The organism is Nonomuraea sp. NPDC048901, assembly GCF_040649695.1.
Lineage (GTDB): Bacteria > Actinomycetota > Actinomycetes > Streptosporangiales > Streptosporangiaceae > Nonomuraea.
Genome location: NZ_JBEZFW010000004.1, coordinates 525,537 through 538,437, shown reverse-complemented (window position 1 = coordinate 538,437; position 12,901 = coordinate 525,537). Strand labels below are relative to the sequence as shown.

The window sequence follows — 12,901 nt, the reverse complement described above, 5'->3', positions numbered from 1 at the left end:
GGGTTAGCGTGTGTTCGTGATGGCCTACCGCTATGGCGAGTACAACGATGGCCCCGACCCCCTCGCCCCGCCGTACGACGTGCGCGCCGCGCTCGACGAGATGGGCGACGCCATCCTGTCCGGCTCCACTCCCGTGCACGCCCTGCGCGACCTGCTCAAGCGCGGGCTGCCCGGAGCCCAGGACCGCCGGGGTCTCGACGACATGCTCAGAGAGGTACGACGGCGCCGCAGGGACCTGCGCGAGAGCGGCCGGCTCGACGGCACGCTGGAGCGGGCGCGGGCGCTCCTCGACAAGGCCATCGGCCAGGAGCGGGCCGAGCTGTTCCCCGACCCGTCCGACGACGCGCGGCTGCGCGAGAGCGAGCTCGACTCGCTGCCCGACGACACGGCCAGCGCGATCCAGCAGCTGACCCCCTACGAGTGGCGCTCGGCCGCCGCCAGGCAGACCTTCGATGAGCTGCGCGACCTGCTGCGCCGCGAAGTGCTCGACAGCCAGTTCAGAGGGCTGCGTGACGCGCTGGCCCAGCCGGACCCGGCGGCGATGGAGCGCGTCCGGCAGATGATGTCGGACCTCAACGACATGCTCGACAAGGACGCCAGAGGTCAGCACACCCAGCAGGACTTCGATGCGTTCATGAAGGAATACGGCGATCTCTTCCCGGAGAAGCCGCGCGACCTCGACGAGCTGGTCGACGTCCTGGCCCGGCGGGCCGCCGCGACCCAGCGCATGCTCGCCTCGATGACCCCGGCCCAGCGCGAGGAGCTGGCCAACCTGATGAGCCAGACGCTCGACCAGGCGGGGCTGTCCGACGAGATGCGCCGGCTCGGCGAGTCCCTCCAGGCCCGCCGGCCCGACCTGGCCTGGGACACCCCCGAACGGCTGACCGGCGAGGAGCCGCTGGGCATGGGCGACGCCGTCACCGCCCTGGAGGAGCTGGCCGACCTCTCACAGCTGGAGACCTCGCTCCGGCAGGACTACCCGGGCGCCAGGCTCGACGACGTCGACGAGTCCGCGGTCCGCCGCGCGCTCGGCCGCTCGGCGGTCGACGACCTGGAGGCACTCAAGCGGATCGAACGCGAGCTGGAGGAGCAGGGCTACCTCCTGCGCCGCCGGGGCAAGCTGGAGCTCACCCCCAAGGCCGTCAGGAGGCTCGGTGAGACGGCGCTGCGCCGGGTGTTCGCCTCGCTCGACGCGGGCCGGCGCGGCGACCACGACCAGCGCGACGCGGGCTCGGCCGGGGAGCTGACCGGCTCGTCGCGGCCCTGGCGCTTCGGCGACGAGCAGCCGATCGACGTGGTTCGCACGCTGGTCAACGGCGTCCGCAACGGCGGCGTCCAGTCCGAATCAGGCGCCGTACACCTCTCCGTCGACGACTTCGAGGTGGCCGAGACCGAGCGGCGCAGCGCGGCGGCCGTCTGCCTGCTGGTCGACCTGTCCTACTCGATGGCCCTACGCGGGACCTGGGCGGCGGCCAAGCAGACCGCGCTCGCCCTTCAGGCGCTGGTCGCCTCCAAGTTCCCGCAGGACGCGGTGCAGATCATCGGGTTCTCCAACTACGCTCGGGTGCTGCAACCGGACGAGCTGGCCGGGCTCGACTGGGACATGGTTCAGGGGACGAACCTGCACCACGCCCTGCTCATCGCGGGCCGGCACCTGGACCGCCATCCCGACTTCGAGCCGGTCGTGCTCGTGGTCACCGACGGCGAGCCGACGGCTCACCTGATGCGCAACGGGCACTCGGCCTTCGAGTGGCCGCCGTCGCCCGAGACGCTGGAGCTCACGCTGGCCGAGGTGGACAAGATGACCCGGCGGCGGGCGACGCTCAACATCTTCATGCTGGCCGGCGACGACCGCCTCAAGGAGTTCGTGGACGAGGTGGCGCGGCGCAACGGCGGTCGCGTGTTCTCCCCCAGCGCGGATCGGCTGGGCGAGTATGTGGTGAGCGACTTCCTACGGGTACGCCGGTCCCGCTGAACGCGGGCTCAAGGTCCGAACGGGGCCTGGCTGTCTGAACGCGGGCTTGATGTCGTACGACGGCGTTGATGTCCTACGACCGGCCCGCGACTTCAGGCGGTCAGCCGCTCAGGCGTCGACGAGAGACGCGTAGAAGTCGAGGGCGACGTCGAAGCCGTCCCGGCAGTTACGGTACGAGCGGTAACAGGGGCGCCAGGCGGAGCTGGCGCCCACACCCGTGCGGGCATCGCTCAGCGCCGACGGCACGCGCTCGGGCCGGGGCAGCAGGCCGCCGCCCAGGTAACGGACGCCGTCGAGTTGGGTGTGCTCGCCGCGGCCGCCGGAGACGAAGCCGCCCAGCCGCCACCCGCTCTCCTCGTCCCACACCAGCGCGCTGCCGTCCGTCAGTCGGACGGTCGCGCCACGCGGCTCGCAGGGGCCCTCCCACCAGTCGGCGACCTCGGATCCGAGCAGGTCGACGACCCGCTGCACGTAGCCGGTCGGCTGCTGCAGCCACTCGTCGGTATACGGCTCGACATGCCTGATGGCCACGGACGGCACCCCCTTGTGCCCAGACGGTAAGGAAAAAGCGACGGTGGTCAACCATACCCGCGCTGAACTTATTCCGTTGCCAGAGCGTCTAGTCATTACGGACGATATTTACGTCCGACACGGGGAAGGAGGGGGGCTCCATGATTGCCATGATTCTTCTGATCGTGCTCATGGTGGTCGCGATCGCGGCCACCGAGCTGATCATGCGCTGCTCCTCAGAGGGTAAACAGAGTGTCGAGTCCGCGGGCGAGATCGTCGGGGACTAGTCTCCTACGCATGTCGCCCCTGCTTCTCTGGCTGCACATCGGCTTCGCGATCTTCACGATCGGCCCGCTCACAGCGGCCACCATGGCCGCTCCGCGAGCCATCCGCGGCAAGAACGTGCCCGTCCTGCAGAACATCCAGCGGACCACCCGGATCTACAGCATCGGTTCGCTGGGCGTGCTGATCTTCGGGCTGGCCGTCGGCATGTCGATCGGCGGCGGCGTGCTCGGCAAGTGGTACATGACGGCCTCGATGACGCTGTTCATCGTGGCCGTCGTGCTGCTCGTCATCATCGACCGCGACCTGCGCGCCGCCGTCAAGGTCCTCGAGACCGAGACCCCGGACGACGACGCGAAGGTGCAGAACGGCAGGATCGCCGCCATCAGCGGGCTGCTGTCCCTGATCTGGCTGGTGATCCTGTTCCTGATGGTCGTACCGGGTTCCTAACCGAGCGTCCTGATGGTCGTACCGGGCTCCTAGCCGAGCGCCTGCGTGAGGTCGGCGAGCAGGTCGTCGACCGTCTCGATGCCGACCGACAGCCGCACCAGGTCGGCGGGCACCTCCAGCGGCGAGCCGGCCGCCGAGGCGTGCGTCATCCTGCCCGGGTGCTCGATGAGCGACTCGACGCCGCCCAGCGACTCGCCCAGCGTGAACAGCTTCGCCCGGTTGCACACCTCGACGGCCTCGGCCTCGCCGCCCGTGACGCGGAACGACACCATGCCGCCGAACCGCTTCATCTGCTTGGCGGCCACCTCGTGCCCGGGGTGGTCGCCCATACCCGGGTAGAGCACCTGCGTCACGCGCGGGTGCGCGAGCAGCAGATCGACGATCCGTTCGGCGTTGTCGCAGTGCCGGTCCATCCGTACACCCAGGGTCTTGAGCCCGCGCAGCGTCAGCCAGGCGTCGAACGGCCCGGCCACCGCGCCCATCGCGTTCTGGTGGAAGGCCAGCTCCGCGCCGACCGACTCGTCGGCCGCGATCAGCGCGCCGCCGACCACGTCGGAGTGGCCGCCGACGTACTTGGTGGTGGAGTGCACGACCACGTCCGCGCCCAGCGCGAGCGGCTGCTGCAGGTAGGGCGAGGCGAAGGTGTTGTCGACGACCAGCAGCGCCCCGTTGTCGTGGGCCAGCTGGGCGAGCGCGGCGAGGTCGGCGATGCCGAGCAGCGGGTTCGTCGGCGTCTCCACCCAGATGATCCGCGTCTTCTGGGTCATCGCCGCGGCCACGGCGTCGAGGTCGCCGAGCGGCACTGGGTCGTAGTGCAGGCCCCAGCGCTCGCCGACCTTCGCGAACAGCCGGTATGTGCCCCCGTAAGCGTCGTTGGGGATGACGACGTGGTCCTGCGGCTTGCAGAGAGCTCGCAGCAGGGTGTCCTCGGCCGCCAGGCCCGACGCGAACGCCAGCCCGCGCGCGCCGCCCTCGACCGCGGCCAGCGCCTCTTCGAGCGCGGTCCTGGTCGGGTTGGCCGAGCGACTGTACTCATATCCGGAACGCAGGCCACCCACACCGTCCTGCTTGTAGGTGGACGTCGCATAGATCGGCGGCACGACCGCGCCGGTAAGCGGGTCAGGCTCCTGACCTGCGTGGATCGCCAGGGTTTCGAAACCGTTCGTCATAGGCCCACGGTAACGGAAGCGGCCCGCGGTCCGTTCCCCAACGGACCGCGGGCCGAAGCGGGCGCCGTCCCCAACCGCGCCCGCGCGGCTCGCGCGTCATGCCCCGCGCGAGCCGGTCTCAGGCTGCCTGAGGCTTCTTCCTGTCGCCGCCTGCCCGCGACGCCAGCGGTATAACGTCGGCGTCGCGTACGGGCACCTGGATATGGCGGCCGCTGCCGCCCTCCGCGTGCTCCCCGTTGATGCGGGAGAGCAGCACCGGGTCGGCCAGCGCCAGCAGCAGACCCACGACCAACCCGATACCCAGCAGTACGAATCCAAGGACAATCATTTTCCCGTCCCCCTTCCGGACATGTACCAGCATCGTCGACGGCCCCCTGCCGCCGCCTCCACTGAAGGGCCGGTCCTCGGCGAGCCTCCTCAGCCGAACGGTCGATGCCTGCCATCCGACTTGCGGCTTAGGCTCCTAGGGGTGGGGGAAGCCAAGCACGTCGTCTATTGGATCCGCCGGCTGAGCGACATCGCGGCGATCGGCTGGCTGGCCATGATGCTCCTCATGGACCTCGCCATTGCCGCCACCAGGGGCGGCGTCCAGTGGCTCGTGCCGATCTGCGGGGTCGTGGGCGTCGCGGCCGCCATCCTGCGGCGCCGTTTCCGGGTCGAGACGTTCGTCGTCATGCTGGCCCTCTCGCTCGTCTCCTCGCTGGTGATCGCCATCAGCGGGTTCGTGGGCGTGCCCGGCGCGGCGGAGACCGGCGCGCTGATGATCCTGACGATCGGCGTGCTGCGCCACGTCGAGCCGGTCAAGCGGGCCGCGGTGTTCGGGGGCACCGCGCTGGTCGTCCTCATGGCGGAAGGCGCCTCGCGCGATCCCCAGAACAAGCTGGCCTTCTCGTTCATCCTCTTCACCGCGTGGACGATGATCGCCGCCGTCGGCGGCTACCTCCGCTTCCAGCAGGAGCGCCGCAAGGAGGCCGTCCATTCCGTACGGCGTGCGGAGCGCCTGGAGCTGGCCAGAGAGCTGCACGACCTGGTCGCCCACCACATCACCGGCATCGTCGTACAGGCCCAGGCCGCCCGCACGGTCGCCGACCTGAAGCCCGACGCCGTGCTGCCCGCCCTCGACGCCATCGCCAGTGCCGGGACGGACGCGCTCACCTCGATGCGACGCCTGGTCACCGTGCTGCGGGCCGAGGACGAGGCCGCCAGGACCCCCGGCACGTCGCTTGCCGATCTACGGCTGCTGACGGAACGGTTCTCGGAGAACGGGCCGCGCGTCGCGTTCGAGATCGGGTCCGGCATCGACGACCACACTCTGGCGCCGGAGGTCATGACGACGGTCCACCGGGTGCTGCGGGAGGCGCTCACCAACATCCGCAAGCACGCGCCGGGCGCCAGCTGGGTCGAGGCCGAGCTGCGCCGCTTCGACCAGCTCGTGCTGCTGCGCATCCGCAACTTCGGCTCAGCCTCCGACCCCCGGCTCTCGCGCCTGGGCGGCGGGTTCGGGCTGGTCGGGATGGCCGAGCGGGTGGAGGCGCTGGGCGGCCGCCTGTACGCCGGGCCCGGTTCCGACGGGGCCTGGGAAGTGGTCGCGGAGTTTCCCACGTCCTGAGGCGTACGCCGGGTCGAACTCGGCACCCATCGCCGCGCGCAGCCTGGCGATGATCCGGTCGACGTCGGCCCGCTCGGGGGCGGGCAGCGGCACGCCCACCGCCTCTCTGAGCGCGGCGGCCACGCCGAGCATCCCGGCCGCCTCCCGGTACCCCTCGGGCTCCCGATGCCTCTCGGGAAGGCCCCATCGGGCCTGGCGTCCCCTCCCGGTCTGCTCAGCCGGTTGTCCCGTCCCGGTTCGCTCGGCCGATTGCCCCGTCCCGGTCTGCTCGGCCGTGAGTGACAGCGCGCCCGCCAGCCCTTCCAGGGCGAGCGCGATCGCTCTCGGGTCCCCGGTGGCCTGGGCCGCCTCGTAGCCCTGCCGCTGCCTGGCCAGCGCCGTCGCGGCGTCACCGCGCTGCTCGGCGGCGAACCCCAGCTCGGCCAGGACGAACGCGATGCCGGGCGTCCCCCGCACCTCACGCAGCCAGCCGAGCCACGGCGTCAGGAGCCCTTCCGCCCGTACGTAGTCGCCCTGCCGCCTGGCGCTCAGTGCCAGCCCGAGCACGGCATGCTCCTCCGCGGCCTTGTAGGACTGCTCCACGGCCAGCAGTCTGGCCCGCTCGTGGTAGTGGTCGGCTCGCTCGTACCGGCCCGCCAGGAGCGCCACACGGCCCAGCCCGGCCAGTTTGAACGCGACCTCGAAGCCGAGCTCCTCCGCCAGCCGCAACTGCTCCTCGCGCAACCTGGCGGCCTCGGCGTAGTCACCCCGTATCTCGGCCAGCCGGTCGAGCGCGTCCATGGCCTCCAACCGCCCCCACGCGTCACCCAGCTCGCCGAACAGCTCGAGGCTCCGCCGCCCGTCCCGCTCCATCGCGGCCAGGTCCCCCCGCCCGACGGCCAGCTTCGCGCGCAGGCTGAGCGCGGCGGCGATCCCCCAGCGGTCGCCGAGCGCCTCGTACGCGGCCAGCGCCCGGCTCGCCGCCGCTTCGTGCGCACCATGATCGCCGTACGCCCAGCGCACGTGGGTCAGAAACCAGTCGGCCAGTGCCCGCCCTCGGGCGTCGAGCCCGGCCACCCGCACCGGCGGCGCCACCTCCCCGACGGACAACGCCATCCCCGCCAACCACACCGACGCCACAGCCGCCCGCCCGGCGGTCAGATCCGTGACGGGCACAGCCGAGGTGGCTATGGACCCCGAGATAGCTCCGGACCCCGACACGACCCCGGACCCTGGCACGGCGCTAGACGTCGGAGCGGCCCCGGACATCGGGGCGACCCCGGACGCCGAGGTGGCGCTAGACGCCGGAGCGGCTCCGAAGGTCGAGGGGACTCTGGACGCCAGAGCGGCACTGGGCGCCGGGGCGGCTTTGGACAGGGCGGTGGACAGGGAGCGGCGGGCCTCGCCCATGCGGCCGCGTAGGAACCAGTACCAGGCCAGCGCGTTGACCAGGCGGAGCGGCTCCGGACCCGACAAGGCGAGCCGCAGGTTGGCGGTCTCGGCGTCCAGGCGTTCGAGCCACTGCCTCTGACCCGGGCCGCGCAGGTCCGCCCGTTCGGCCAGCGCCGTGTAGTAGCGGGCGTGACGTGCGGCGATCCTCCCGTGCTCACCCGCCTCCGCGAGACGCTCGGCGCAGTAGACCCCGACGGACTCCAGCAGCCGGTACCTGGGCCCGGTGGACACCACCACCAGCGAGCGATCGACCAGACCAGCCAGCACGTCCACCACGTCCACGCCGGGCTCAGCGCAGACCTCCTCGGCCGACTCCAGCGCGCACCCGTCCGCGTGTACGGCCAGCCGCCGCAGCACGACCCGCTCGTGGTCGGACAGCAGGTCCCAGCTCCAGTCGATCACCGCCCGAAGCGTGCGCTGACGTGAGGGGGCGTCACGCATGCCAGAGCTGAGCAGGCGGAACCGGTCGTCGAGCCGCTCGGCCACCTCCCGCGCACCCAACGCCCGCACGCGTGTCGCGGCCAGCTCCAACGCCAGCGGAAGGCCGTCGAGCCGCCGGCAAATGGTCGCGACCGCCTCACCCACCTCGTTCGACTCACTCCACCTGCTGGTCGCGTCTGTGGGGGTGGCGTTCGGCTCGTTCGGCTTGATTCCGGCGCGGATGGTGAAGAGGCGTACGGCGTCGGGCTCGGTCAGCGGCGGTACGGCATGTATGCGCTCACCGGTCACCCGGAGCGGTTCCCGGCTGGTCGCCAGGATCCGCAGCCCTGGAGCGGCCCGTAGCAGTGCGGAGATCAGCTCCGCCGCTTCCTCCACCAGGTGTTCGCAGTTGTCGAGTACGAGCACCGCGCGCTTGGTGGCCAGGGCGGTCGCCAGCCTCGGCGGCAGTGGCGCGGCGTCGTCGTCGCGTACGCCGAGCACGTCCGCGACCGCTGCGGCCACGTCCGTGATCCCGCCCAGCTCGACCAGCCACACCCCGTCGGGGAAGGCGGAGCTCTCGTCGGGGAGGGCAGCACTTGCGTCGGGGAAGACGGTGCTGTCGTCAGGGAAGGCGGTGCTTTCGTCGAGGAGGGAACGGGCGGTTTCCAAGGCGAGGCGGGTCTTGCCGACGCCGCCAGGTCCGGTGAGCGTCACCAGGCGGGCGACGTCCAGCAGGTCGCGGGCCTGGGCGACCTCCGCGTCCCTGCCGATCAGCTCCGTGAGCGGCGACGGCAGGTTGGAACGGGGCGGCTGGGCAGCGGGCGGAGGGTCCTGCCGGACGAGCGAAGGATCCTGCCGAAGGATCGCCTCCTGAAGTGCCGCCAGCTCGGGCGTGGGGTCCAGGCCCAGCTCCTCCGCCAGCCGCTCGCGCAGCTCCCCGTAGCTGGCCAGGGCCTCGCTCTGCCGACCGGCCCGGTACAGGGCCGTCATGTGCTGGGCGCGCAGACGCTCGCGCAACGGGTGCCGGGAGACCAGGTCGGCCAGGTCCACGTCCTCGCCCAGGGCTAGCCGTACCTCCGCCTGCTCTTCGAGGGCGGCCAGGCGCAGCTCCTCCAGACGCGCGATCTCCGGACGGAGGAACTCCTCGTCGGCGAGGTCGGCGTACGCGGGACCGCGCCACAGGCTCAGCGCCTCGTGAAGCTGGGCGGCCCGCTCACGCGGATCCGCGGCACGCTCGCCGACGAGCTCACGGAACCGGTCGGCGTCCAGCGCGACACCGAAGCGCCCCTCACCCAGCGCGGCACCGGAGTGTCCCACCTCCCGTCGGCCCCCGGCCCGAGAAGGGTCGGCGAACGCCAGGCGGTAGCCGGCCGGGGTGTGGACGATCGAGCCGGGGTCGCCCAGGGCGCGGCGGAGCTGGGAGACGCGCGCCTGGAGGGTGCCGACGGGATTGCGGGAGGGCCGCTCCCCCCACAGGTCGTTGATCAGCCGGTCCATCGAGACCGGCCCACCCCCGTGAGCCAGGAGGTCGGCCAGCAACGCCCGCATCCTGGGCTCCGTCACCTGGATCGGGCGGCCGTCGTCCGTCCAGACCGCCAGCGGCCCGAGCACCCCGAAACTCACCACGTCAGAGACAACCCGTAGTGAGACGGAAGGATTTCCGTAGGGGGACGTTCGATGGTGGGGCTCATGAGTCGAGTGACAGTGATCGGAATGGGCCCGATGGGGTCGAAGATGGCGGAGACGTTCCTCGCGGCGGGTCACGAGGTGACCGTCTGGAACCGTACGAAGAGCAAGACGGACCCGCTCGTGGCCAGAGGCGCCCGGCGAGCGGACGAAGCGGCCGAAGGCGAGCTGCTGGTCATCAGCCAGGTGAGCTACCAGGCCATGTACGACAGTCTGAGCGACGCGCGGCTGGACGGAAAGGTGTTGGTCAACCTCAGCTCGGGCACGCCCGAGGAGTTGCGCGCGGCGGCGGAGTGGGTGGCCGGGCGGGGCGGCACGCTCGTCACCGGAGGGATCATGGTGCCGCCGCCGGGCATCGGCCTGCCCATGGCGTACACCTTCTACAGCGGCCCGAAGGAGGCCGTCGACCGGCACGCCGAGACGCTCAAGGCGCTGGCCACGATCACCTATGTGGGCGAGGACCAGGGCCTGGCGATGATGTACTACCAGGCGCAGCTGCTGATCTTCTGGTCCAGCCTGACCAGCTACATGCACGCGCTCGCGCTGCTCGGCACGGCGGGGGTGCCGCCCCGGGACTTCCTGCCGTTCGCCAGGGAGACGTTCACGCAGCTCGGGGGCGACGGGCCGATGGGCTTCGCCAAGATCCTGGCCGAGGAGGCCGAGGCCCGGGTGTATCCGGGTGAACTCAACTCCCTGCATATGCAGGCGGTCGGCATCGGCCACGCCGTCCACGCGCTGAAGGACGCCGGGCTGGAGACCACGGTGCCGAACGCCCTCAGGGAGCTGTTCGAACGCGCCGACGCCGAGGGACGCGGCTCGGAGGGGCTCGGCACCGTGATCGAGTCGATCAAAAAGCCCTAGTGGTCAAGGCCCTAGTGGTTGGCGAGGAAGGCGAGCAGGTCCTGGCGGGTCAGTAGCCCGGCCGGCTTGCCCTCTTCCAGCACCACCGCGGCGTCCGCCTTCTCCAGCGCCTCCACCGCGCGCGCCACCGACTCGCCGCTGCCGATCATCGGCAGCGGCGACGACATGTGCTCGGCGATCGTGTCCTCGGAGGAGAGCCGGCCGCGGTAGAGGGCTTCGAGCAGGTCGCGCTCGACGATGGAGCCGACCACCTCGGCCGCCATGACCGGCGGCTCCTCCTTCATCACCGGGAGCTGCGACACCGAGTATTCGCGCATGATGGCGATGGCCGTACCGACCGACTCGTGCGGGTGCACGTGCACGAACTCCGGCAGGCCCGCCCCCTTACGAGCCAGTACGTCACGGACCAGCCCCTCCTCGGACGAAGTGGTCAGGAAGCCGTAGTCGGCCATCCAGTCGTCGTTGAAGATCTTGGACAGGTAGCCGCGCCCGCCGTCGGGCAGGAGGACGACCACCACGTCCTCGGGCCCCGCCTTGGCCGCCACCTCCAGCGCCGCGACCACGGCCATCCCGCACGAGCCGCCGACCAGCAGGGCCTCTTCGCGGGCGAGCCGCCGGGTCATGTTGAAGGAGTCCTTGTCGGACACCGCGATGATCTCGTCGCAGATCTTCGTGTCGTAGGTGGCCGGCCAGATGTCCTCGCCGACACCCTCCACCAGGTAGGGACGGCCCGAACCGCCCGAGTAGACGGAACCCTCGGGGTCGGCCCCGATGATCTTCACGCGGCCGTCGGAGATCTCCTTGAGGTAGCGGCCGGCGCCGCTGATCGTGCCCCCGGTGCCGATGCCCGCCACGAAGTGGGTGACCCGGCCCTCGGTCTGCTCCCACACCTCGGGACCGGTCGAGTAGTAGTGGGAGTCGGGGTTGTTGACGTTGGAGTATTGGTCGGGCTTCCAGGCGTTGGGCACCTCACGGGCCAGCCGGTCGGACACCGAGTAGTAAGAGTCGGGGTGGTCGGGCGACACGGCGGTCGGGCAGACCACGACGTCGGCGCCATAGGCGCGCAGCACGGCGATCTTGTCCTGGGCCACCTTGTCGGGCACCACGAACAGGCACTTGTAGCCACGCTGCTGGGCCACGATGGCCAGACCCACGCCCGTGTTGCCGGACGTCGGCTCGACGATCACGCCACCGGGCCGGAGCTCCCCCGACGCCTCCGCCGCGTCGATCATGCGGACCGCGATGCGGTCCTTGACCGAGCCGCCCGGGTTGAAGTACTCGACTTTGGCGAGCACCTGGGCGGGTAGGCCGGCGGAGACCTTGTGCATCCTGACGAGCGGGGTGTTGCCCATGAGCTCGACCAGGGAATCGTAAACGCGCACCGAGGTGTTCACCTTCTTTGCCGAAGCTTGGTCAGCTTGCCGAGGGCCGAGCTCCCGTGGGGGTGGCGGGCACTCGGCTAGTTTTCAAGGCAAACGCTACCGCCGTGTTCGGCCGAGAGGAGCACGCACGTGGTCTGGGCAGCGGGCACGGCGCGGGCAGCGCGCAAGATCGCGACGGCGGCGGCACTCGGCGGTGGCGGGCTGACGGCCCTCGGCGCCACCGCGTACGGCCTGCTGATGGCCGAAAGCCTGTTGGCCAGGAAGGTGATCGGCCGTCCGCACGGCATGGAGGGGCCGCCGTCCGACGGCGTCTACGGCGACTTCCCCGGCACCCCGGTCTCCATGGTCCTGCTGGGCGATTCCCTCTCCGTCGGCCTGGGGATGACCGATCCGGCCGGAACCCCGGGCGTGTTGCTCGCGCACGGCCTGGCCTCCGTCGCCGAGCGCCCCGTACGCCTCCGCGTGGTCGGCAAGTCGGGAGCCCCGTCGGCCGAACTCGCCGACCAGGTCGACCGGGCACTGACGGCGGAGCCCCAGCTGGCCGTGATCTTCGTCGGCGCGAACGACGTCACCACCCAGACCCCGCCCGCGGTTGCCGTACGCCACCTGAGCAAGGCCGTGCGCCGGCTGCGCGAGGCGGGCGCCGAGGTGGTCGTGGGCACCTGTCCCGACCTTGGCACCGTACGGCCCATCGCGCAGCCGCTGCGCTGGGTGACGCGGCGCTGGAGCCGCCAGCTGGCCGCGGCCCAGACGGTCGCGGTGGTCGACGCGGGCGGACGTACGGTCTCGTTCGCCGACGTCCTGGGGCCGGATTTCGCGACAAATCCGGGCGAGATGTTCGGACCCGATCGTTTTCACCCATCTGCCCGAGGTTACGCACAGGCAGCTTACGCAGTGCTACCTTCTGTATGCGCTGCGTTGGGATTGTGGCCAGAGCCTCGACCCGCGCGCGGCGAAGGACTGCAACCGATTTACCTCGCGGCGGCTACGGCCGCGGAGGAGCCCGGCACCGAGGTCTCCGCGACCACGGTCGCCGGGCGGGCGACGGGTCTCCACGGCAAGTGGGCGACGTTGTTCCGCCGCCGGCTGGGAGAGTCGCCCAACGACGCCTGATCCCGGTCACCCT

At 71.1% G+C, this 12,901-nt stretch carries 10 protein-coding genes and 1 pseudogene; 6 read left to right on the top strand and 5 right to left on the bottom strand.

The genetic code is table 11. The features are described from left to right. The first annotated feature begins 19 nt into the window (after positions 1-19). On the top strand, positions 20-1,975 hold the full coding sequence (locus AB0C30_RS16340) for a hypothetical protein (RefSeq protein ID WP_357944604.1): 1,956 nt from the start codon (positions 20-22) through the stop codon (positions 1,973-1,975). Positions 1,976-2,083: 108 nt separating this feature from the next. Here the strand turns inward: AB0C30_RS16340 and AB0C30_RS16335 are convergent, their stop codons facing one another. Beyond that, a complete protein-coding gene (locus AB0C30_RS16335) occupies positions 2,084-2,506 on the bottom strand; it encodes a DUF6292 family protein (protein WP_357944000.1) in 423 nt (140 codons plus the stop codon). 140 nt (positions 2,507-2,646) lie between these two features. Between AB0C30_RS16335 and AB0C30_RS16330 the strand changes: the two genes are divergently transcribed. Further along, positions 2,647-2,772 (top strand): hypothetical protein, encoded by a 126-nt coding sequence (locus AB0C30_RS16330; RefSeq protein ID WP_357943998.1) that lies wholly within the window; start codon positions 2,647-2,649, stop codon positions 2,770-2,772. 10 nt (positions 2,773-2,782) lie between these two features. Next, positions 2,783-3,217 (top strand): hypothetical protein, encoded by a 435-nt coding sequence (locus tag AB0C30_RS16325; protein ID WP_357943996.1) that lies wholly within the window; start codon positions 2,783-2,785, stop codon positions 3,215-3,217. Between the two features lie 29 nt (positions 3,218-3,246). Here the strand turns inward: AB0C30_RS16325 and AB0C30_RS16320 are convergent, their stop codons facing one another. Together AB0C30_RS16320 and AB0C30_RS16315 are read right to left on the bottom strand one after the other, a co-directional pair. After that, entirely contained in the window at positions 3,247-4,386 is a 1,140-nt protein-coding gene (locus AB0C30_RS16320; protein ID WP_357943994.1) for a cystathionine gamma-synthase, read from the bottom strand. A 118-nt stretch (positions 4,387-4,504) separates the two neighbouring features. Beyond that, on the bottom strand, positions 4,505-4,714 hold the full coding sequence (locus tag AB0C30_RS16315) for a hypothetical protein (RefSeq protein ID WP_357943992.1): 210 nt from the start codon (positions 4,712-4,714) through the stop codon (positions 4,505-4,507). Positions 4,715-4,735: 21 nt separating this feature from the next. On the opposite strand from AB0C30_RS16315, the pseudogene AB0C30_RS16310 reads away from it, so the two are divergent. Further along, a pseudogene (locus AB0C30_RS16310) lies at positions 4,736-5,569 on the top strand (histidine kinase dimerization/phosphoacceptor domain-containing protein); the annotation flags it as partial. Positions 5,570-5,845: 276 nt separating this feature from the next. Here AB0C30_RS16310 and AB0C30_RS16305 read toward each other — a convergent pair. Continuing rightward, positions 5,846-9,469 (bottom strand): BTAD domain-containing putative transcriptional regulator, encoded by a 3,624-nt coding sequence (locus AB0C30_RS16305; RefSeq protein WP_357943990.1) that lies wholly within the window; start codon positions 9,467-9,469, stop codon positions 5,846-5,848. A 66-nt stretch (positions 9,470-9,535) separates the two neighbouring features. Between AB0C30_RS16305 and AB0C30_RS16300 the strand changes: the two genes are divergently transcribed. After that, on the top strand, positions 9,536-10,393 hold the full coding sequence (locus tag AB0C30_RS16300) for an NAD(P)-binding domain-containing protein (RefSeq protein ID WP_357943988.1): 858 nt from the start codon (positions 9,536-9,538) through the stop codon (positions 10,391-10,393). Between the two features lie 11 nt (positions 10,394-10,404). Here AB0C30_RS16300 and AB0C30_RS16295 read toward each other — a convergent pair whose 3' ends face one another. Further along, entirely contained in the window at positions 10,405-11,775 is a 1,371-nt protein-coding gene (locus AB0C30_RS16295; protein ID WP_357943986.1) for a cystathionine beta-synthase, read from the bottom strand. A gap of 129 nt (positions 11,776-11,904) precedes the next feature. On the opposite strand from AB0C30_RS16295, the gene AB0C30_RS16290 reads away from it, so the two are divergent. Beyond that, entirely contained in the window at positions 11,905-12,888 is a 984-nt protein-coding gene (locus AB0C30_RS16290) for an SGNH/GDSL hydrolase family protein (RefSeq protein WP_357943984.1), read from the top strand. The last annotated feature ends 13 nt before the right edge of the window (positions 12,889-12,901 follow it).

What these genes read in the sequence shown, in the direction of transcription:
- AB0C30_RS16325 (WP_357943996.1), top strand. Translation starts at nt 2,783, where the DNA reads ATGTCGCCCCTGCTTCTCTGGCTGCACATCGGCTTCGCGATCTTCACG.
- AB0C30_RS16300 (WP_357943988.1), top strand. Translation starts at nt 9,536, where the DNA reads ATGAGTCGAGTGACAGTGATCGGAATGGGCCCGATGGGGTCGAAGATG.
- AB0C30_RS16330 (WP_357943998.1), top strand. Translation starts at nt 2,647, where the DNA reads ATGATTGCCATGATTCTTCTGATCGTGCTCATGGTGGTCGCGATCGCG.
- AB0C30_RS16315 (WP_357943992.1), bottom strand. Translation starts at nt 4,714, where the DNA reads ATGATTGTCCTTGGATTCGTACTGCTGGGTATCGGGTTGGTCGTGGGT.
- AB0C30_RS16340 (WP_357944604.1), top strand. Translation starts at nt 20, where the DNA reads ATGGCCTACCGCTATGGCGAGTACAACGATGGCCCCGACCCCCTCGCC.
- AB0C30_RS16320 (WP_357943994.1), bottom strand. Translation starts at nt 4,386, where the DNA reads ATGACGAACGGTTTCGAAACCCTGGCGATCCACGCAGGTCAGGAGCCT.